General features: G+C 43.6%; 22 protein-coding genes. 12 read left to right on the top strand and 10 right to left on the bottom strand.

The window, feature by feature from the left end; translation table 11 throughout:
* Nucleotides 1–11: 11 nt before the first annotated feature.
* The 3 genes from FD973_RS05080 to FD973_RS05070 form a co-directional block, all read right to left on the bottom strand.
* Nucleotides 12–1,193: an isovaleryl-CoA dehydrogenase gene (locus FD973_RS05080; RefSeq protein WP_215324536.1), complete on the bottom strand. Its 1,182-nt coding sequence runs from the start codon at nucleotides 1,191–1,193 to the stop codon at nucleotides 12–14.
* Between the two features lie 13 nt (nucleotides 1,194–1,206).
* A complete protein-coding gene (locus FD973_RS05075) occupies nucleotides 1,207–1,647 on the bottom strand; it encodes a PaaI family thioesterase (RefSeq protein WP_215324535.1) in 441 nt (146 codons plus the stop codon).
* Between the two features lie 145 nt (nucleotides 1,648–1,792).
* A complete protein-coding gene (locus tag FD973_RS05070; protein ID WP_215324534.1) occupies nucleotides 1,793–2,215 on the bottom strand; it encodes a MerR family DNA-binding transcriptional regulator in 423 nt (140 codons plus the stop codon).
* A gap of 294 nt (nucleotides 2,216–2,509) precedes the next feature.
* Here FD973_RS05070 and FD973_RS05065 point away from each other — a divergent pair, with 294 nt between their 5' ends.
* The 6 genes from FD973_RS05065 (at nucleotide 2,510) to FD973_RS05040 (ending at nucleotide 8,098) form a co-directional block, all read left to right on the top strand.
* A complete protein-coding gene (locus FD973_RS05065; protein WP_215324533.1) occupies nucleotides 2,510–2,878 on the top strand; it encodes an EF-hand domain-containing protein in 369 nt (122 codons plus the stop codon).
* Nucleotides 2,879–3,052: 174 nt separating this feature from the next.
* Nucleotides 3,053–4,357: a U32 family peptidase gene (locus FD973_RS05060; protein ID WP_215324532.1), complete on the top strand. Its 1,305-nt coding sequence runs from the start codon at nucleotides 3,053–3,055 to the stop codon at nucleotides 4,355–4,357.
* A 27-nt stretch (nucleotides 4,358–4,384) separates the two neighbouring features.
* Nucleotides 4,385–4,909 carry a hypothetical protein gene (locus FD973_RS05055; protein ID WP_215324531.1) on the top strand — a complete coding sequence of 175 codons (525 nt, stop codon included), beginning with the start codon at nucleotides 4,385–4,387 and terminating at the stop codon, nucleotides 4,907–4,909.
* A 9-nt stretch (nucleotides 4,910–4,918) separates the two neighbouring features.
* Nucleotides 4,919–5,782 (top strand): transporter, encoded by an 864-nt coding sequence (locus FD973_RS05050; protein WP_215324530.1) that lies wholly within the window; start codon nucleotides 4,919–4,921, stop codon nucleotides 5,780–5,782.
* 102 nt (nucleotides 5,783–5,884) lie between these two features.
* The gene (locus FD973_RS05045) at nucleotides 5,885–7,627 is read left to right on the top strand and encodes an IlvD/Edd family dehydratase (protein ID WP_215324529.1); all 1,743 of its coding nucleotides are present in this window, start codon (nucleotides 5,885–5,887) and stop codon (nucleotides 7,625–7,627) included.
* A 45-nt stretch (nucleotides 7,628–7,672) separates the two neighbouring features.
* Nucleotides 7,673–8,098: a DUF4442 domain-containing protein gene (locus FD973_RS05040; RefSeq protein WP_215324528.1), complete on the top strand. Its 426-nt coding sequence runs from the start codon at nucleotides 7,673–7,675 to the stop codon at nucleotides 8,096–8,098.
* An 18-nt stretch (nucleotides 8,099–8,116) separates the two neighbouring features.
* On the opposite strand, the gene FD973_RS05035 is transcribed toward FD973_RS05040, so the two are convergent.
* From FD973_RS05035 to FD973_RS05020, 4 genes are all read right to left on the bottom strand, one after another.
* Nucleotides 8,117–8,854 carry a 1-acyl-sn-glycerol-3-phosphate acyltransferase gene (locus tag FD973_RS05035; RefSeq protein ID WP_215324527.1) on the bottom strand — a complete coding sequence of 246 codons (738 nt, stop codon included), beginning with the start codon at nucleotides 8,852–8,854 and terminating at the stop codon, nucleotides 8,117–8,119.
* Nucleotides 8,855–8,896: 42 nt separating this feature from the next.
* A complete protein-coding gene (locus FD973_RS05030) occupies nucleotides 8,897–9,868 on the bottom strand; it encodes a nitronate monooxygenase family protein (protein WP_215324526.1) in 972 nt (323 codons plus the stop codon).
* Nucleotides 9,865–11,541 carry a long-chain-fatty-acid--CoA ligase gene (locus FD973_RS05025; protein WP_215324525.1) on the bottom strand — a complete coding sequence of 559 codons (1,677 nt, stop codon included), beginning with the start codon at nucleotides 11,539–11,541 and terminating at the stop codon, nucleotides 9,865–9,867. Before FD973_RS05025 ends, FD973_RS05030 begins: the two co-directional genes overlap by 4 nt.
* 148 nt (nucleotides 11,542–11,689) lie before the next feature.
* Nucleotides 11,690–12,463, bottom strand: a complete 774-nt coding sequence (locus FD973_RS05020; RefSeq protein ID WP_215324524.1) for an outer membrane protein — start codon at nucleotides 12,461–12,463, stop codon at nucleotides 11,690–11,692.
* Between the two features lie 246 nt (nucleotides 12,464–12,709).
* Here FD973_RS05020 and FD973_RS05015 point away from each other — a divergent pair, with 246 nt between their 5' ends.
* Genes FD973_RS05015 through FD973_RS04995 form a run of 5 tightly spaced genes read left to right on the top strand, consistent with a single transcriptional unit; the run spans nucleotide 12,710 to nucleotide 19,320 of the window.
* On the top strand, nucleotides 12,710–13,348 hold the full coding sequence (locus FD973_RS05015) for a TetR/AcrR family transcriptional regulator (RefSeq protein ID WP_215324523.1): 639 nt from the start codon (nucleotides 12,710–12,712) through the stop codon (nucleotides 13,346–13,348).
* Nucleotides 13,349–13,393: 45 nt separating this feature from the next.
* The gene (locus tag FD973_RS05010) at nucleotides 13,394–15,181 is read left to right on the top strand and encodes an acyl-CoA dehydrogenase C-terminal domain-containing protein (RefSeq protein WP_215324522.1); all 1,788 of its coding nucleotides are present in this window, start codon (nucleotides 13,394–13,396) and stop codon (nucleotides 15,179–15,181) included.
* 10 nt (nucleotides 15,182–15,191) lie between these two features.
* Nucleotides 15,192–17,633 (top strand): 3-hydroxyacyl-CoA dehydrogenase/enoyl-CoA hydratase family protein, encoded by a 2,442-nt coding sequence (locus tag FD973_RS05005; RefSeq protein ID WP_215324521.1) that lies wholly within the window; start codon nucleotides 15,192–15,194, stop codon nucleotides 17,631–17,633.
* A gap of 17 nt (nucleotides 17,634–17,650) precedes the next feature.
* Nucleotides 17,651–18,847 (top strand): acetyl-CoA C-acyltransferase, encoded by a 1,197-nt coding sequence (locus FD973_RS05000; RefSeq protein ID WP_215324520.1) that lies wholly within the window; start codon nucleotides 17,651–17,653, stop codon nucleotides 18,845–18,847.
* A gap of 17 nt (nucleotides 18,848–18,864) precedes the next feature.
* On the top strand, nucleotides 18,865–19,320 hold the full coding sequence (locus tag FD973_RS04995; RefSeq protein ID WP_251368844.1) for a DUF2147 domain-containing protein: 456 nt from the start codon (nucleotides 18,865–18,867) through the stop codon (nucleotides 19,318–19,320).
* Nucleotide 19,321: 1 nt separating this feature from the next.
* Here the strand turns inward: FD973_RS04995 and FD973_RS04990 are convergent, their stop codons facing one another.
* Nucleotides 19,322–19,882: a 5'-methylthioadenosine nucleosidase gene (locus tag FD973_RS04990; protein WP_215324519.1), complete on the bottom strand. Its 561-nt coding sequence runs from the start codon at nucleotides 19,880–19,882 to the stop codon at nucleotides 19,322–19,324.
* An 11-nt stretch (nucleotides 19,883–19,893) separates the two neighbouring features.
* Here FD973_RS04990 and FD973_RS04985 point away from each other — a divergent pair, with 11 nt between their 5' ends.
* A complete protein-coding gene (locus FD973_RS04985; RefSeq protein WP_215324518.1) occupies nucleotides 19,894–20,412 on the top strand; it encodes an adenine phosphoribosyltransferase in 519 nt (172 codons plus the stop codon).
* Between the two features lie 10 nt (nucleotides 20,413–20,422).
* On the opposite strand, the gene FD973_RS04980 is transcribed toward FD973_RS04985, so the two are convergent.
* Complete coding sequence (locus tag FD973_RS04980) at nucleotides 20,423–20,704, bottom strand: YqjK-like family protein (protein ID WP_215324517.1); 282 nt, start codon at nucleotides 20,702–20,704, stop codon at nucleotides 20,423–20,425.
* Nucleotides 20,701–21,069: a phage holin family protein gene (locus FD973_RS04975; protein WP_215324516.1), complete on the bottom strand. Its 369-nt coding sequence runs from the start codon at nucleotides 21,067–21,069 to the stop codon at nucleotides 20,701–20,703. The genes FD973_RS04980 and FD973_RS04975 overlap by 4 nt, the downstream gene beginning before the upstream one ends.

The following is a 21,069-nucleotide window of genomic DNA, read 5'->3' as shown; positions in this document are numbered from 1 at the left end:
TTGGCCTTTCCTTACATCGTTTCCGCAAATAATTCACGGCCAATCAACATTCTGCGAATCTCTGAAGTACCTGCACCAATTTCATACAACTTGGCATCACGCCATAGTCGACCAACTGGATATTCATTCACATATCCATTGCCGCCAAAAATTTGAATTGCTTCGCCAGCCATCCATGTAGCTTTTTCAGCGGTATACAGTATGACGCCTGCAGCATCTTTTCTCACTTGACGCGCATGCTGTGCTCCCAAGGCATCTAACTGCTTACCAACAGAATAGCAATATGCGCGACATGCCTGCAATGTCGTATACATATCTGCAACTTTGCCTTGAATCAACTGAAATTCACCGATAGATTGACCAAATTGCTTGCGATCATGAATGTAAGGAACAACGGCATCCATGCAGGCCTGCATAATCCCTAATGGACCGGCGGCTAAAACGGCTCTCTCATAATCAAGACCGCTCATCAAGACCTTAACGCCGCCATTTAGCTCTCCTAGAATATTTTCAGCAGGGACTTTGACATTCTCAAAAACTAGTTCACCCGTATGCGATCCGCGCATTCCTAATTTATCGAGCTTTTGCGCCACCGAGAAACCAGGCATACCTTTTTCTACAATAAAGGCGGTAATACCTTTTGGTCCAGCTTGAGGATCCGTCTTGGCATATACCACCAAGACATCACAATCTGGACCATTGGTAATCCACATCTTGGTACCGTTCAAAAGGTAATATCCATCCTTCTCTACTGCCGAGAGCTTCATACTTACTACATCCGAACCAGCATTTGGCTCACTCATTGCAAGCGCGCCGATATAGTCGCCAGAGACCAACTTTGGTAAATATTTTTCTTTTTGCGTTGCGGTGCCATTACGATGAATTTGATTTACACATAAATTAGAGTGCGCACCATATGACAATCCAACTGAGGCAGAAGCTCTGGAGATTTCCTCTAAGGCAACCATGTGGGCTAGATAACCCATATTGGCTCCGCCATACTCTTCAGAAACAGTAATTCCTAAGACCCCTAGATCGCCCATCTTTTTCCATTGATCCATTGGAAATTGATCGCTGCGATCAATCTCTTGCGCAAATGGTGCTATTTCTGCCTGCGCATAGGTATTAACCGCATCGCGCAAAGAGTCAATTTCATCGCCTAAATAGAAATTAATACCTGGTATATCGCTCATGAATCTTCCTTTATTACTTATGACCAAGATTTTTGACAACGCACATTGTCATGAGCATAACTGCGCATAACTTTCGCTTGCCCTGCTTTTCAATGAATACGTCTCCTTGACAAACAATCAAGGTACGTCCTGATTTAATAATGCTGCCAACCGCAATTAATCTATTGCCATCGGCTGGTGCTAGCAAATTAATTTTGTATTCGGCTGTCAGTGCCGCCTCATCGTCACCGATCACACTAATTGCTGCATAACCACAAGCAGTATCTGCTAATGCACCAATTGCCCCGCCATGAAAAAATTGATGCTGCTGAGAGACTGAGTCTGAATACGGCATAGAAATTTCCAACTTTCCATAATCAAGAGAATCAATATTTCCTTGAAATGTAGTCATCAGACCTTGCTTAGCAAAACTTTCTTCAATTTCTGCCCTTCGTTTCTCTGTCAGCGTACCCATTCATCACCCCATGTGCTAATAGCAAGAATTTACTTTACGTTTACGTTAACGTCAACTAATAAAAGACTTAGGTTATTAAAATATATTCAAATAAATCAATAACTTATGAAAATATATAAAAAATTAGGGAAAACGATAGTAAAAATTAGGTCTGCTTCTTATCCTGAAGCAATCTCTTGCACTCCAGTTCATGGGAAGCCAATTCATTTAATTGGTCATTGAGGTCTTCCATTTGCCGCTCTAATGCTTCTCGATGCTTAGCCAATGTTCCGATAAACCGCTCAAGCTGCAAAATTGAACCGCCAGGCTTGTTGTAAAGGTTGATATCTAAAATTTCTTTGATTTCAGCTAAGGAGAAGCCCAGCCTCTTTCCCCTCAATATCAGTCGTAATCGGGTTCGATCTGCTCCGGAATACATTCTGACTTGAGCATTCTTACCCTCTCGCACTGGCGACAGAAGACCCTGATCTTCATAAAAACGGATTGCTCTATGTGTAACGTCGAACTCATTAGCTAAATCCGCAATAGTAAATTTTGATGAATTTTTAGTGGTTTTGGGTCTGCTCATACAGAATCTCACAATTTATTTAACTTAACGTTAACGTCAATCGAGCGACTTGTAAACCTCATCAAACCTTTAAATAAAAGGAATGCTTGACCCAGAAACAACAAGATCGATCTACCCTGCAACTACATCAAGCCATCAAATTGAGTAGCCTGAAAAATCATCCCTAGATAAGGTATAGTTTTATCAAAGGTCCGAAACAGACCGGATAAACAATCAATAATAAATTTTAAAGACGTCATCATCCATAAATTAGGAGACATTACGATGAAGGTAATCAATTGCATTTTGGTAGCAATGGCACTTATTCCTGCTATTGGATTTGCACAAACAACAACCCCTAAAATCACCTCTTTATCAAAATTAGATCCAAATAATGATAAAAAAATAACTAAAGACGAAGCCATGAAGGCTGGCATGCCTCAAGCCGTCTTTATCAAAATTGATAAAGATAAAAACGGTGAAATTAGCATTACAGAACTCGATGTATATAGATCGCAAAACAATTCGATTGCAGCCTTAGATAGTGATGGTGATAAAAAAATTAGCAAGGCAGAAGCCCTGAAGGCCGGCATGACCGATCAAGAATTTACGATTCTCGATAAAGACAATAGCGGTTACATCACACAAGCAGAATGGGATACTGGCTATTGGATCATTTGGTAGAAATCGCAAGCTATACCTGACTTTTAAAACCCCCACTCCTTAAATAAGCAGTATTTAAAGGCTGGGGGTTTTGTTTTGGGCATCAATTTAGCCATCCAAACCCTTGAAAATGCCGTTTTGGCAACCTTGCTATCGCTAAGCAACATTTGACTGAAGCGCACTAAAATAGCGGTTATGACAAAAATTCCTGAACTTTTGGCTCCTGCTGGTAGCCTAAATATGCTTCGTACCGCATTTGATTTCGGAGCAGATGCCATTTATGCAGGGCAACCGCGTTATTCTTTGCGTGTTCGTAATAATGACTTTGGCAAGATCGAAGTGCTTAAGCAAGGTATTGATACCGCTCACGAATTAGGTAAAAAATTTTATTTAGTATCTAATTTATTACCGCATGGTGCAAAAACTCGCACCTATATCAAAGACATGTCGCCCGTAGTTGCGCTCGGACCTGATGCTCTCATCATGTCTGATCCTGGGCTCATCATGATGGCGCGTGAAGCCTGGCCGGATATGCCTATTCATTTATCGGTTCAAGCTAATACTGTTAATGGCGCTTCTGCAAAATTTTGGCGCTCTGTTGGAATCAGTCGCGTTATTTTGTCGCGCGAACTTTCCTTTGATGAAATCGAAGAGGTTCGCCAAGACTGTCCTGAGATGGAGCTGGAAGTCTTTGTGCACGGCGCTCTCTGTATTGCCTATTCGGGTCGGTGCTTGTTATCTGGCTACATGTCACATCGTGATTCCAATCAAGGCGCTTGTACAAATGCATGCCGCTGGGACTACAAAGTAAAACCTGGACAACAAAATACAAGTGGTGATGTTGTTCTTCTTCAAGAAGCGCGTCGTCCTGATGATCTTATGCCCATGGAAGAAGATGAGCACGGCACCTACATCATGAATTCGAAAGATCTCAGAGCGATTGAACATATCGAACGCCTGACAAAGATGGGTGTGGATTCTTTCAAGATTGAGGGGCGTACCAAATCACCCTATTACGTGTCTCGTACTGTTCAAGCTTATCGTTCTGCAATTGATGATGCCGTTAATGGCAGACCTTTTAACACCGCCCTACTTGGTAACCTAGAAGGCTTAGCCAATCGCGGATACACCGATGGTTTTTATGAGCGCCATCACGACAAAGAATACCAACTTTATATGCGTGGACACTCGCTGTCAGGTAGAAGTCTGTATGTTGGAGAAACATTGGATGTTGATGACGCTACCGGTCGCGTGAAAGTGGATGTTAAAAATCGATTCGCAGTTGGTGACACACTTGAAATCATTGAACCCCATGGCAATCAAGATATCGTGCTTGAAAGAATGTGGAATATGAATGGCGAACTCATTGATGTGGCGCCTGGTTCTGGTCATTTTGTTTGGCTTGAACTGCCCATTAAAAACAAGCATGCATTTATTGCACGCTACACCCAAGAACCAGCAAAAGCCGAAGAGAGTGCCTGCTCTTCTTGTGGCGAATAATCTTTAATCCATGATCAGATCGACTTAATGACCAATAACACCACACATTCAGAATCTTTAAGCTTCAAGCAGAAAATTAAAAAAGAAGCTAAAGAAGCCTTTGCATTGTCGATTTATCTTGGCATTTGGTTTTGCTCCCTAGCTTTTTTTGCAGCAACAGCACTTGATGAGCGCCCTATCCCACTATCCATCTTCGGCTTTGCTTTCATCAAAGCTGCTCTGTGCGCTAAATTTATGTTGATTGCGTTAGCGGTTCACCCAATCAAGATTGATAAGAATCATGGCGTTGTCTTCTCGCTAATATTTGAATCTATTGTTTATATTCTTGTGGTAATTGCGTTGAATTATTTAGAAGCTGGTGTTCGTGGCGTGATTAATGGCAAAGAGTTTCTCATCTCTATGACAGCATTTGGTCAAGCCGACCCCCTGCGGGTATTTGCTATGAGCATCCTCTACTGGCTCATTATTTGGCCTTACTTAATTTTTCTAGGCGTCAACATTACCCTAGGAACCAATGCCACTTTGGCAATCTTATTTGGCGACAAAAAGTAATTGCTCCTCGTGAAAATTTTTTGGCTATGTTTGCTTGGTTTTATTAGCCAGCAAGCTTATGCCCAAGAAATTGAAGCACGTGCTTATTCAAACGCACCCATCGGCTATAACTTTTTAACTGGTGGTATTGCTCAGGCCAATAGTGGTTCCTATCACCTCACTTCTGAGTCATTGAGCTTTACACGCATTATTGATGTTGCCGGTCAATCCGGCAGGGTCTCTGTATTACTCCCCTATTCTCAGCTCTCCACTACTAAAAATTTAGGATTGCAAAATCTGAATGCCTCCGCTGAAGGTTTGTCAGATCCTGTCATTAAGTTTTCCGCTAATTTGTATGGAGCTCCTGCGTTATCTGAAGAAGAATTTAAATCCTACAAGCAAGATTTGATTATTGGCGCAAGTATTGCCGCTACCCTCCCTTGGGGAAAGTACAACAATAATCAAATAGTCAATGTAGGTGGCAATCGTTCATTAATAAAACCGGGTATTGGCGCGTCTCAAGCGATTGGTCCATGGCGTTTAGAGCTTGCTGGCATGGCTACGATCTATACCAACAACACCAGCTTTATGGGTAGCAATACCCTTTCTCAAAATCCCATCTACTCAACTGAAGGTCACGTGATTTATTACTTTCAGAACAATGCCTGGATATCTGCCGATGCCACCTATTACATAGGGGGGCAAGCATTTATTAATGGGGTACCCAATAATGGCGCTCAGGAAAATTGGCGATTTGGTGGCACCATGTCATACCCAATCAATAAACACAATTCAATTCGCTTATCCGGCACTACTGGCGTCTACTCCCGTACCAACAATAGCTATGATGCGATAGTCCTTTCTTGGCAATATCGCTGGGGTGGCGGTCTCTAGGTGAATGAACTGCTCAATAGATACAATAGGCTAAATATATTTGCTCGGTGGCTTTGCTAGGTCAAACGGGCAAAACAATAATAATTAACAGATGAGACTGTGATGAGTAATAAACCTAAAGATCCACCAGAAAGCGGTTTACGCAAAGGCTTAACCAGCTACGGAGATAAGGGCTTCTCTTTATTTTTGCGAAAAGCCTTTATTAAAGGTGCCGGCTATACCAATAGCGCTCTGGATCGCCCCGTCATTGGCATTATTAATACTGGCAGTGCCTATAACCCCTGCCATGGAAACATGCCGCAGCTGTTAGAGGCTGTAAAACGCGGCGTGATGTTGGCTGGCGGTTTACCAATGGAGTTCCCCACCATATCTATTCATGAGAGTTTTGCCGCACCAACTAGCATGTATTTGCGCAACTTAATGTCCATGGATACTGAAGAAATGTTGCGCGCGCAGCCAATGGATGCAGTTGTCATGATTGGTGGTTGCGATAAAACAGTACCAGCACAAATGATGGGCGCTGCCTCTGCTGGTTTACCAGCTATACAGTTAATTACTGGCTCCATGTTGACTGGATCACACCGTTCTGAGCGCGTTGGCGCATGTACCGACTGTCGTAGATATTGGGGCAAGTTCCGCGCTGGCGAGATCGATGAGGTCGAAAAAGATGAAGTCAACGATCAATTGGTTGCCAGTGTGGGTACCTGCTCTGTGATGGGAACGGCCAGCACCATGGCTTGTATCTCTGAAGCATTAGGCATGACCGTCCCTGGTGGTGCATCTCCACCCGCAGTAACTGCTGATCGCATTCGCATTGCAGAAGAAACTGGAACTTGTGCTGTCAAGATGGCTAAAGAAGGTTTAACTATCGATAAGGTGCTAACAGCTGACGCTTTTGAGAATGCAATGCGTGTGCTACTTGCGATTGGTGGATCAACCAATGGGATTGTGCATTTAGCTGCTATCGCTGGGCGCATGGGTCTTGAGATTGATTTGGATGCATTAGACAAAATGGGTGATGAAACGCCCGTATTGGTTGATCTAAAGCCATCAGGCGATCACTATATGGAAAACTTTCATGATGCGGGTGGTATGACTACCCTGCTTCGTGAGCTTAAACCTTTACTAAAACTAAATGCAATGACAGTCAGCGGTAGAACGCTTGGCGAGGAAATTGATGCAGGACCACCTAGCTTTAAACAAGATGTCGTGCGCAAGTTTAATGATCCAATCTACCCACGTGGCAGTATTGCCGTACTTCACGGCAATCTAGCGCCCGGTGGTGCGATTATTAAACAGTCTGCTGCCAATGAAAAGCTCATGGAACATGAAGGTCGTGCCGTTGTTTTTGAAGATGCTGCCGATTTAGCCAATCGCATTGACAGTCCCGATTTAGATGTCACAGCGGACGATATTTTGGTTCTTAAAAATATCGGCCCTAAAGGTGCCCCTGGTATGCCAGAGGCTGGCTATATCCCCATCCCCATGAAGTTAGCCCGTGCTGGCGTGAAAGATATTGTTCGCATCTCTGATGGTCGCATGAGTGGCACTGCCTTTGGCACGATTGTGTTGCACGTGACCCCTGAATCAGCAATTGGAGGACCATTAGCTCAGGTACGCAATGGCGACCGCATTCGTTTGAGCGTAAAAAATCGTGAAATTAGCTTACTAATTTCTGATGCAGAATTAGCGCAGCGCATGAAAGACAACCCCATCACCTCACCTACCGCCGAGCGAGGTTATAAAAAACTCTTTTTAGATACTGTCACTCAAGCAGATCAAGGCGTAGACTTTGATTTTCTTAGGGCCGCAAAAATTGTAGGTAAGACTCCGCAATCGAAATAGAAATAGAGATTCAACGTGATTAACGCAAGTTTGCTCCGCAGGGGTATGAATTTATGGCCTCCGTTTTTAGGCGCAGGCATCACCGTTGAAAAGATTTCTAAGGATTTTCGACATGCAAAGGTTCGCCTCAAGAACGGCTACCTCAACCGAAATATTCTTGGCGTCCACTTTGGAGGCAGTCTTTTTGCGATGACTGACCCCTTCTTCATGATGATGGTGTCTCAAAACCTTGGAAAGGGCTATATTGTTTGGGATCAAGCAGCCCACATAGAATTTCTTAAGCCTGGCAAAGGGAGTGTTCATGCGGTCTTTGAGATCAACCAGGAACAAATTGATGCAATTATTAATGCCGCAGAATCAGGCGATAAAGTTCTAAAAGATTTTGTAGTCGAGGTCAAAGATAAAACAGAAGATGTCGTGGCACGCATCACCAAGACCCTATACATACGCAAGAAGCTCAAGAAAAGCTAAGCCAAGCAACTTTAGAAGTTAATTTACGTAGGCTGGTGCATCAATGATTCGCATTTCGCCTTCAATCCAAGCCTCTACCTCTTCTTGCAGTTGCTCTTCTGATTTTCCTTTTACAGATATAACTGGCCCAATAGAAAGTGTGATTAGTCCAGGGCGTTTTAGAAAGGTTTTTCTGGGCCAAATTGCGCCAGAGTTCTGGGCCACCGGCAAAATATCGGTTTGAGTACTAATTGCAAGACGCACGCCGCCTTTACGGTAGGGTCTAAATGAACCACGAGGGGTACGCGTGCCTTCTGGAAAAATGGCAATCCATCTGCCCTCTTTTAACACTTGCTTCCCTTGGGCGGAAACTGCCTCCCTAGCCTTCTCGCGATCACCGCGATTGATATGAATCATACGCAAAGAGGCTAAGGCCCATCCAAAGAAAGGAACATAGAGGAGTTCTCTTTTAAATACAAAGCACAGCTCTTTTGGAAAAATACTCGGATAGACAAACGTTTCCCATGCAGATTGGTGCTTACCAAGAATAATCAGTTGTTTATTGGGATTTTGAGGAATGTTATCCAAACCCTTGATTTGAGAATGAATGCCGCAAAGTAAAGATAAAACTCTTTGGATTAGGCGACACCAACACACCCCCATGTTGTAGCGAGTGCGAATACTCGTAAATGGAATTGCCAAAATAATTGCCGTTGCAAAAATAGTGACAGAAGTAAAACCGAACAAATAAAACAACAAGGAACGAAGCCAAACCATCACGATTGTATCTCTACCAATTTAGAAAGAATGGGGATGATTTTAGTTCAGGAGTCGCGCCTTAGCGGCTCGGTATTCAAGTTCAAGGCGATCAACAATCTGCGCTACGCTCGGAATATCGCCAACCAATCCCACGCCCTGACCTGCACCCCAAATATCTTTCCAAGCTTTGGCACCACTATCCTTATTCGCTTGCGACAGCTTGGCAAAGGCTTGAGGGTCTCCTTCCGGCAGATTTGCTGGGTCTAGACCAGCATTCAAGATGCTTTGCTTGATGTAATTGCCATGTATACCCGTGAAATGATCGGTATAGACAATATCGGCCGCCTGAGAAGAAACAATAGCCTGCTTATATTGCTCACTAGCATGCGCTTCTTGACTAGCAATAAATCGGGTTCCCATATAGGCAAAGTCCGCTCCCATTGCCTGAGCAGCTAAAACAGCATCTCCTGTGGAAATAGCGCCAGATAGAACCAGTGGCCCTTGGTAAATCTTTCTGACCTCTCCGACCAAAGCAAAAGGAGACAATGCACCAGCGTGTCCACCAGCTCCTGCTGCCACCAAAATTAATCCATCAACACCAGCTTCCAAGGCTTTTTCCGCATGACGCAGACTGATGACATCGTGCAAAACAATACCACCGTAACTATGAACAGCATCAATGATTTCTTTAACTGGTGCTCGCAAACTGGTGATGTAAATCGGAATGCGATGTTTTACACAGGTATGCATGTCCCGCTCCAGACGAGTGTTAGACACATGGACTATCTGGTTGACAGCAATTGGCCCAACTTTGAAATTAGGATTATCTTTCTGAAATTGCGTAAGCTCGCTCTGAATTTGACTTAGCCAGTCATCTAGCAACTCTTGCGGCCTAGCATTGAGAGCAGGAAAAGAGCCAACAATTCCTGCCTTACATTGGGCGATTACAAGTTCAGGATAGCTCACCGTAAACATGGGTGCCGAGATAATTGGCAAACGAAGATTTTGCAGTATTTTAGGAATATGACTCATAGATTTCTTAACTCACGCCTTAAGATCTTGCCAACGTTTGTCTTTGGTAAATCAGCGCGGAAAACAATATGTTTTGGACGTTTGTAGTTCGTAAGATTTTCTCTGCAGAATGCCAAGATATCTTCTTCAGTTAAAGAAGGATCCTCTTTCACTATGAAGGCCTTGACTGCTTCACCTGAATCTTCATCCGGCACACCAATCACGGCACATTCCAACACACCTGGAATCAGTGATAACACTTCTTCCACCTCATTGGGGTACACATTGAATCCAGAAACCAGCACCATATCCTTTTTGCGGTCAACAATCTTTGTAAAACCATCGGAGTTCATGATGCCGATATCTCCTGACTTGAAGAAGCCATCAGCAGTCATCACGTTCTTGGATTCTTCTGGCTTATTCCAATAACCCGCCATTACTTGTGGACCCCGAATACAGATTTCACCAGGAGTGCCGAATGGAACTTCAATGCCATCATCATTCAAAATCAACACTTCGGTTCCTGGAACTGGTAAACCAATGTACCCCGTGAATCTCTCAATTAGCGGGGAATTTACACAAGCAACGGGAGATGTCTCTGAGAGGCCATATCCTTCTGCAATCGGCGCACCAGTCTTTTCTTGCCATAGATCTGCTACGACTTTTTGCATTGCCATACCACCGCCGATCGTCGCCAATATATTTGGAAACTTCACGTTGGCAAATTCTGGCTTGTGAAGCAATGCATTAAATAAAGTATTAACCCCTGGGAAAATATTAATGTCTGGATGCTTTTTAAGAAGCTTAATAAATCCATCAAAGTCGCGCGGATTGGGCACTAAAACAAGTAAGCCACCTTTACGCATACCTAATACTGCGCAAGCCGTTAAAGCAAAGATGTGATACAGGGGTAAGGCACACAAGAAAACCAGTTGATCTACATGCTTACGCTTTAATCCAGGCTCCAGCCATAGCTCTGTCTGAATAACATTAGAGAGAATATTTCGATGCAGGAGTATGGCACCTTTAGATAAGCCAGTAGTACCACCGGTATATTGTAAGAACGCAATGTCATTCAGAGTGGTATTTGGCTTATTCCAGCGATGCTTGCTACCCTCAGTTAATGCTTCCATAAAAGTAAGATGTCCTGGTAATTCCCATGCAGGCACAAGCTTTTTGATATTCCGAACTACAAAATTAACTATGGAACCCTTAAGTCCAATCATCTCCCCCATTGAGGTGACAATAGTCTTTTTTAATGGAACGCTGTTAGCAATTTGCTGATAAACATGCGCAAAGTTTTCCAATATAACAAGGGCTGATGCCCCGCTATCTTTTAATTGATACTCTAACTCACGAGCGGTATAGAGCGGATTGACATTGACAACAACATATCCAGCGCGTAGCACACCAATCATTGCAATCTGAAATTGCAAAACGTTTGGCAGCATGATGGCAACTCGAGAACCAGGCTCTAAACCTAAACTTTGAAGATATGAAGCAAAGTGTTTTGAATGCTGATCGAGGTCGCGATAATTTAAGAACTTATCCAAATACTCGCATGCACGACGATTTGGAAATCGCTGAAAAGCTTCTTCGAACATATCCAATAAAGAGTTATAGCCGGAGATATCTACATCATGAGGCACGCCCTCTGGATAGTTTTTTAACCAGGGTTTTGAAGGATTAACCATGATTTATGTCCAGTCTCAATCTATTTATATTTGTAATCAGATTATTAATTCTGTAAGACTCATTCTATACACGGCGACACATTAAGTCGAAAAGAAAAAGCCCTCTAGGATCAGAGGGCTTTGACTTAAACTTAAGATGAAGCAATGATTAGAAGCGGTAGCCAAGACCAACTAGAAAATCAATACCAGATCCCCCGAAGGCACCAGTGAGGTTTACGCCGGAAGTATTTGTAAGGGTCACAGTTTTATTAGAGAAGCCTGCGTAATTAAACTCACCCAAAACATACAACGACTCCGAAACCATCTGCTTGTATCCAACACCGAGACTGTATCCAGATAAATTAACTGTTGAGTAGGCCAATGTAGGTCCATTTATACCAATCGTGGAGCCGGTATAGCCAACCTTTAGATACGCCAACCTTTGGTTATCAATAGCATAGCCAGGCGTCAAAACAACACTATATAAATTCTTTACGTTATAACTTATAGGATTTGTAACAAGGGTTGTACCTGCAGGCACTGGAATTGGTGATGCCACTGCAGCTGTAGAAGTTGTAAAAGAGCCAGAGGCAGCAGAGCTAGCACCAGGATAATAAGTAGCTCTAATACCTAAAACATAGTTACTATTAATACCCCAGTTGTAGCCAGCACTAATATTTGCAGTTGCAGTGGTTACATCATTAGCGGAAGAGGTGGCGCTACCAGATGAGGCTGTAGTGTAGGCGCCACCCGCAGCAGCAACAGGAAATCTCAAGGCAGAAGTGGAAATGGAGCCAATCTTAGGAGTGAACTGGCCATAGCCAACGCTCACCGCAACATCCGCGCCCTCCCAAGCATTTGTCTTTGCCGACTGTGCATGCACACTCGTTGCAAATACACCAGCGATTGCTAAAGCCAAGGCGCTAATCTTTACTGTTTTCATATGTCTTCCTGTATTGAGTTTTTTAATAATCTGAAACAACTGTGTTGATCTTAAATAGTTCTAATTAACTTTGTATCTCGGGTTTTCCCTTTATTTATTTTGCAGCGCATCAATATTTAGGTGGTGACACCCTTCAATCTTTGAATTAAAGGGTCTTGACGCAGGTTTACAACTTCAATTAATGTTGTAATATAAACGAACGATCGTATTATTTTTACAACAATATTAGTTAATTAATTAATGTCCATGCTTGATACAAGGTCAAATCTTTCAGGTTTATCTGTTGAATCTAAGAAAGGCTCAGCAACCAAATTGCTGATTCTGAATGCTGCTCTTGAGATTGCTAGCAAGTCGGGTCTTGAAGGCATCACCATAGGTCACTTGGCTGAAAACGTAGGGATGAGCAAAAGTGGCGTGTTTGCGCACTTTGGCTCTCGAGAGGAACTTCAAATAGAAGTTATTAGAAAGTATTACCAATACTTTTCTGAACTCGTATTTTTGCCTGCCCTCAATAAACCAAAGGGGCTACCACGCTTACGTCACATGATCGATGCTTGGTTAAAAATTAGCGTAGGTAAAAATACTTCCAGTTGCTTTTTTATTGCTGGCGCTGCGGAGTTTGATGATCGACCAGGAATTGTGCGTGATGAATTAGTGAAAAGCGTTGAAGATTGGCGCTCTGCCCTATTACGAGCAATCAAAGAAGCTATTGCAGCGGGACATTTGAAGAAATCAGTCGTCCCCCAGGAAATGCTCTTCCATCTTTACAGCATTGTACTTGGAGTCCATCACGACTCTAGGTTTTTACAGAACCCTAAAAGCCTAGCCTTAGCAAACAAGTTGATTAAGGACATTTTCTTGTCTAAACAAGTCGCTAAACCTTAATTTTTATAAGTCATATTCGAATAATCCTTTACACCTGGAATTTCTATGCCTCAATACACACCACCCTTACGCGATATTCAATTTGTAATTCATGAACTACTGGATGCGAGCAAGGAGTTTTCGTCACTGCCTGCCTATCAGGACGTAGATAAAGATACGATGAATCAAATCATGGAAGAGGCTGGTAAGTTTGCTAGTGAAATTGCGTTTCCTCTTAATCAGATTGGCGATAAAGAAGGTTGCACCCGCCATGATGATGGATCTGTCACCACTCCAACTGGATTTAAGCAAGCCTACGAACTATATGTGGCAGGTGGTTGGCCCGCCCTCTCTTGCGATCCTGCCTATGGCGGTCAAGGATTGCCACAACTACTTAATACCGTTCTTTATGAAACCCTCAACTCCGCCAATCAATCTTGGACTATGTACCCTGGGCTATCTCACGGAGCATATGAGTGTTTACATGCACATGGTACCGATGAGCAGAAAAAAACATATTTAGAGAAATTGGTTTCCGGTCAATGGACGGGAACCATGTGTTTAACTGAACCCCATTGCGGTACGGATTTGGGTTTATTAAAGACAAAAGCAGAGCCACAAGTAGATGGTACTTATGCAATTACTGGCACTAAAATTTTTATTTCTAGTGGTGAACATGACTTAGCCGAAAACATTGTTCATTTAGTGCTGGCTCGGTTACCAGACTCTCCAATTGGTAGTAAAGGCATTTCTCTATTTGCTGTGCCAAAGTTTCAGGTAGGTGCTGATGGTTCGATTGACAAAGCTAATGCAGTCTCCTGTGGCTCCCTAGAACATAAGATGGGCATACATGGGAATGCTACTTGCGTCATGAATTTTGATGGCGCTATTGGCACGCTTGTTGGCGAACCTCATAAAGGTTTAAATGCCATGTTTGTCATGATGAATGCCGCTCGACTTGGAGTGGGCATGCAAAGTCTTGGCTTAACCGAAGTGGCTTATCAAAACTCGGCAGCCTATGCAAAAGAACGTTTGCAGATGCGTAGCTTGACTGGTGCCAAGGCTCCAGAAAAAGCAGCTGATCCGATCATTGTTCACCCCGATGTGCGACGCATGCTGTTAACGCAACGCGCTTATGCGGAAGCTGGTAGAGCTTTCTCATACTGGGTGGCTCTGATGATTGATAAGGAGCTGAATCATCCTGACGAAAGCGTTCGCAAAGAAACTGGTGAAATGGTTGCCCTACTCACCCCAATTATTAAAGCCTTCCTAACAGACAATGCATTTATTGCCACCAATGAAGGCATGCAAGTATTTGGTGGTCATGGCTATATAGCTGAATGGGGCATGGAACAATATGTTCGCGATGCCCGTATCAATATGATTTATGAAGGCACCAATACCATTCAGTCATTAGATTTACTGGGGCGCAAAGTACTTGGAGATATGGGTAAGAAACTTACCAAGTTTGGCAAGATTATTGAGGTCTTTATTGAGGACGAAGGCGTTCGTAAAGAGATGCAAGAATTTATTGACCCTCTCGCAGATATTGCAGTCAAAGTTGAAAAACTGACCAAAGAGATTGGCATGAAGGCTATGATGAATCATGAGGAAGTTGGTGCAGCAGCAGTTCCATATTTAAGAGTTGTTGGCCATTTGATTTATTCCTACTTATTTGCGCGGATGGCAAAAATTGCTTTGGCCAATAAAGCAAGTAATGATCCTTTTTATCAGGCCAAGCTCGCTACTGCGCGCTTTTACTTTGATAAATTACTTCCAGAGACCGCCATGTTGATACGTCAAGCGCGTGCTGGCTCTAAATCCTTAATGGCAATGCCTGCTGAATTTTTCTGAGAGACTGAATATGAGTGAAAACAAGATCATTAAAAAAGTTGCCATCTTAGGTGCTGGTGTGATGGGCGCTCAAATTGCTGCCCAATGCATTAATGTGGGGTTACCTGTCGTTTTATTTGACTTACCCAGCAAGTCCGATGATGGAAAACCAGTCAATAAGAATGCAATCGCCCTAAAGGCAATCGAGAATCTTAAAAAACTCAAACCTGCTCCTCTGGGTTTAGCAAACGATGCTAATTTGATTCAAGCGGCAAACTATGAGGATGATCTAGGTCTGCTGGCAGGCTGTGATCTGATTATTGAAGCGATTGCTGAGCGCTTAGATTGGAAGCATGCTCTTTATGAAAAAGTAGCTCCACATATACCGGCGCATGCTCTATTTGCCACCAATACCTCCGGACTTCCCATTGGTGAACTTGCCAAAGGTTTTTCAGGTGATCTAAAAAAACGCTTTTGTGGCGTGCATTTCTTTAACCCACCTCGATACATGCACTTGCTGGAACTGATTCCCGCGGTTGATACTGAACCTGCTGTATTAGACACTTTAGAAACCTTTATGACCTCCACCATGGGTAAGGGTGTGGTGCGCGCTAAAGATACACCGAATTTCATTGGCAATCGTGTAGGTGTATTTTCTATCCTAGCGGTTTTTGCTGAAGCACAAAAATTTTGTCTAGGGTTCGATGCAGTCGATGCAATTACTGGCAGTAAATTAGGTCGAGCTAAATCCGCTACTTTTAGAACAAGTGATGTTGTAGGTCTAGATACCATGGCTCATGTCATAAAAACCATGGAAAACTCCTTGCAGGCCGATCCCTTCTCTGCCCTATTTAAGGTTCCGGAAGTTGTCGCTCAGCTCATATCCAAAGGTGCGCTTGGCCAAAAAACGAAAGCGGGTTTTTATCGCAAGGATGGCAAGAATGTCATGGTCCTAGATGCCACTACAGGTGAATACAAAGCATCAACCGCGACCATTGAACCTCTCGTTGAACGTATTCTAAAAAAACCCATTGCGGAAAGACTGGGATTACTCCGAGAGACCGACGAACCACAAGCGCAATTTTTATGGGCAATCTATCGCGATATCTTTCACTACTGTGCGATTCAATTGGGCGACATTGCTCAGTCTGCACGTGAAATCGACTTTGCAATGCGTTGGGGTTACGGTTGGGACAAAGGTCCCTTTGAAGATTGGCAAGCAGCCGGTGTAACGCAAGTAGCTAATTGGATCAAAGAAGATATCGATGCAGGCAAGGCCTTAAGTAAGGAGCCTCTACCGGCATGGCTATTTAGTGGCCCAGTTGCTGAAAAACAAGCTTTTCATACACCTGAGGGGTCATGGTCTGCATCTGAAAATAAATACATACCTCGCTCTGATTTGCCCGTCTATCAAAAGCAAGTATTTAGAGCGCCATTATTAGGTGACGGCTCACCCGACCCTAAAACTGCAGGCACTACTATCTATGAGAATCCAGACTTACGCGCTTGGGTAGAAGATCGTGAGCCCACTGTCTTGATAGCTTCATTTAGATCCAAAATGAATACCATTAGTCCCGATGTATTAAATGGTATTCAAAAGGCAGTTGAAATCGCTGAAGCAAACTATGCAGGTCTAGTGATTTGGCAGCCCAGCTCTTTAAAACTAGGCACCCCTGGAGGACCGTTTTCAGCTGGTGCTAATTTAGAAGCAGCCTTACCAATGGTCATGAAAGGCGGCCCCGCTGGCGTTGAACCATTCGTAAAATTATTCCAAGACACCATGATGCGCGTGAAATACGCTCAAGTACCTGTAGTCACAGCAGTTTCAGGGATTGCCCTAGGCGGTGGATGTGAGCTAGTCATGCAATCGGCTCGCAGAGTGACTGCCATTGAAAGCTATATAGGTCTTGTAGAAGTGGGAGTTGGATTATTACCAGCAGGAGGTGGCCTTAAGGAAGCGGCTATTCGTGCGGCACAAGGAGTAGCGCTTGCTGGAAATACCAATTATTTGGATTTCACAAAAGCCTCTTTTGAGAATGCTGCTATGGCAAAAGTATCTTCCTCTGCTCAAGATGCTATGAGAATGGCTTACCTACAAAAAGGAGACATTATTGTCCCCAATGTATATGAACTACTTGCTATTGCACAGAATCAAGTGAAGGCAATGCAATATGCAGGATATAAGCCCCCAATTTCAGCGCTTATTCCAGTAGGCGGACGTTCAGTAGCAGCTACAGTGATGGGTCAAGTAGTCAATATGCGAGATGGTGGCTTCATATCCGAACATGATGCATTTATTGCGAAGAAAATCATTGAGATCATCACCGGCGGCAATGTAGATGCTGGCACTCTGGTAACAGAAGAATGGTTGCTCAAACTCGAACGACAAGCATTTGTTGAGTTGATTGGTCATCCTAAGACCATGGAACGAATTATGGGCATTCTGCAAAACGGCAAGCCTGTCCGCAATTAATTAACCGAGATACCAAGATGAAAAATATTCAAGACGCATACATTGTTGCCGCAACACGCAGTGCTGTTGGAAAATCTGGTAGAGGCGCGTTAAAAAATACGCGACCAGACGATTTACTCGGCAATGCTTTGCAACAGGTGTTGACACAAGTACCCACCCTTGACCCAAAAGCTATCGAAGATGCGATCATTGGTTGCGCGATGCCTGAAGCGCAGCAAGGCTTAAATGTGGCTCGCATAGGTTTACTCTTGGGCGGCCTTCCAAATACAGTAGGCGGTATTACAGTGAACCGCTTTTGCTCCTCTGGTCTTAATGCTATCGCGATGGCTGCCGATCGCATTCGGGTTGGCGAAGCTGATGTCATGATTGCCGGTGGCGTGGAATCCATGAGCATGGTCCCCATGGGGGGCAACACACCGTCAATGTCCCCTGAAATTTTTATGGGTGATGAAAATATTGGCATAGCCTATGGCATGGGCTTGACTGCCGAAAAAGTAGCTCAACAATGGAAAATTAGTCGCGAAGACCAAGATGCCTTTGCTCTTCAATCTCACCAAAGAGCGATGGCCGCTCAAGCAGCAGGCGAATTTAATGCAGAAATCTTTCCCGTGAAGATTGCTCAGCGAACAATGAACCTAGACCAAGGTCAAGTAGACCTTCAATGGAGTGAATTTACTAAAGATGAGGGACCGCGCATGGATACCTCATTAGAAAGTTTGGCAAAACTCAAGTCTCCTTTTGCGGCAAAAGGTACCGTTACTGCAGGCAATAGCTCTCAAACCTCAGATGGTGTGGGCGCTCTCATTTTGGCAAGCGAAAAAGCAATTAAGACATTTGGCCTCACCCCCTTGGCACGTTTTGTGAGTTTTGCAGTGAAAGGTGTTCCCCCTGAAATTATGGGCATAGGTCCAAAAGAGGCAATCCCCGCTGCTCTGAAATTAGCAGGCCTGAATTTACAGGGCATGGATTGGATTGAATTGAATGAAGCATTTGCAGCACAATCTTTAGCTGTCATGCGTGATTTAAATCTAGATCCAAGCAAAGTCAATCCGTTGGGCAGCGCTATTGCTCTCGGACACCCCTTGGGTGCGACTGGTGCCATTCGTGCTACAACTGCTATACATGCACTCCAGAGACGAAATTTGAAGCATGCTATGGTCACCATGTGTGTTGGCACTGGCATGGGCGCTGCCGGAATTTTTGAGCGCTGCTAATATTAGCCTGAGACCCTATGATGAATAAATTACTGATTCCTCTTTCCACCGCTCTAGTCTTTTTTGCTGGCAGCGTTCTTTCTCAATCACAAGACCCCGCAGTTGGCGTATGGAAAACCATTGATGACAAAACCAATGAGCCCGCTTCTCTTATCAAAATCGAACAAGTGAATGGCGTGCTTGAGGGCACCATTATCAAAACATTTCAGAAGCCTAATGAAAAGCCACTGGTGTATTGCAATCTTTGCAAAGATGATCGCAAAGATAAGCCCATCATTGGCATGAAAATCATGACTGAACTCAAGCGCGATAAACCAGGGGCTTGGTCAGATGGAAAAATACTCGACCCAGAAGAAGGTGAAGTTTATCGAGTCAAAATTGTGACTGAAGATGGTAAAAAAATGGATGTCCGCGGCTATATTGGCGTTCCATTACTTGGCAGAACACAGGTTTGGTACAAAGCGGAACAATAAGTTAGTTACGAAGGATTTCAGCGATCTTTTGTAAAAATAGCTCTTGTCCATGATGGACCTTGGATTGCCAATCATCCCCTGAGCTCTCATTTGCGTCATCCGTAATGTATTTATAAGAGTGCCATGGAATTTGATGGTCATGAGCCACTGCTGCGATAGCAAATAATTCCATATCCACCACATCGACCCCTTGGTTCTGCAACCATGGATCTTGCGCTGTCACAAAACTATCTCCAGAGCCGCAGAGGTATTGACCAGTCGATAAATATTCACTTGGACGATCGCAAAACGGCGTACTACCACGTGGCGCTAATGGCTCTGCATCCATATCTCGCTGAATAACCTTACCAATCTCTAGCAAACCATTTAAATGGGGATTGATTTTTCCAGCAGTACCAAAGTTCAAAATGAGTTTTGGTGCATATTGGGCAATTGCCTTCAGAGAGGTAACGGCGGCATTAATTTTGCCTATACCTGAATAGACAATTTCAACTCCATGAGGCAAAGCTTCACGCTTGAGCTCAGACTCTAATGCGGTAATAATGAGTAGTTCTGTTTTCATATTGGTCAACAATGAATTTACTAGATTATCTACCTGGAGTTCCCGATTTTCCAAAACCAGGAATTCTCTTTCGAGATATCTCCCCTTTGTTGGCTAATCCAGCGGCTTTTAAGGAGGCAATTCTTCAGCTTGATCAATTGGCCCAGCAATTTGATTACACCCATATCGTAGGTATCGAGTCACGCGGTTTTATCTTTGGGTCTGCCTTAGCCCATCATGCCCACAAAGGATTGGCTCTCGCCAGAAAACCTAACAAGCTTCCATTGGCCAGTCACCGTGAGTCCTATGGACTGGAGTACGGTACCGATGCTCTAGAAATTCAAGAATCTACGCTACCAAAGGACGCTAAAGTTTTGCTCTTGGATGATGTTTTAGCAACTGGTGGAACCTTAATTGCTGCAGATAGATTGTTACGTAATGCAGGGTTTGCAGTCAGTGGTGCCATCACCCTATTAGAAATTGCCTTCTTAAACGGCAATCGGTTGCTCAAGCAAAATAATATTAAGCACGAATCAGTATTAAAAAGCTAAGCTCAGATTTTTAAACTAACTTCTTAGCAGTCTTTAGGATCTTCATAGCCCCCCAACCTACCGCTAAAACTTTACTGGCGAACTTCGGTTTGTAATGCGCTAGCGCAGCAAATGCAGTGCTCCAAAGCATTGGATTATTCTTTAAGAAATGAACTGCATCCAATCCTTTATCAGCCCAAGACAGCGGTTTTTCCCAAGCTTCAAAGTGTTCTGCAAATTCCTGCCTCTCCTTGCGCGACTGAACCTGAAGTTCATGTCGACGGGATTCCAAAGCCTTTAACTGAAGACTCATTTAGAAAGCGCCTCGCGATCTTTGCTCAATTCTGCAATTGATGCTTCGAATAATTTAGGCATATTGCGTAAAGATTGGGTTATCAGAAAGGCAAAAATCAAACCGACAGATAAAAATGCTGCGGTCAATAGCCCTAATGCCAGTATTCGATCAGCCTCCCAGCTATAGATCACTATGAGGAGAGCTAGCATGACTAAACCAAAAAATAAAAAGAATAAGGCGCTAACAATCATCACTAAGAGACTTATAAACTTTGCTCTCGCAATTTGAACATCGACTGATAGAAGCTCTAATCGTGTTTGCGCAATCGATACGCCAGTTGAAGCTAGGCCTTTGATTGAGGATAGTAAATTTTCTTGGGACAT

It is taken from the genome of Polynucleobacter sp. MWH-Braz-FAM2G, from assembly GCF_018687635.1.
GTDB lineage: Bacteria > Pseudomonadota > Gammaproteobacteria > Burkholderiales > Burkholderiaceae > Polynucleobacter.
Note: the sequence above shows the minus strand (reverse complement) of the source record. Positions and strands in the feature narration are given on the sequence as shown.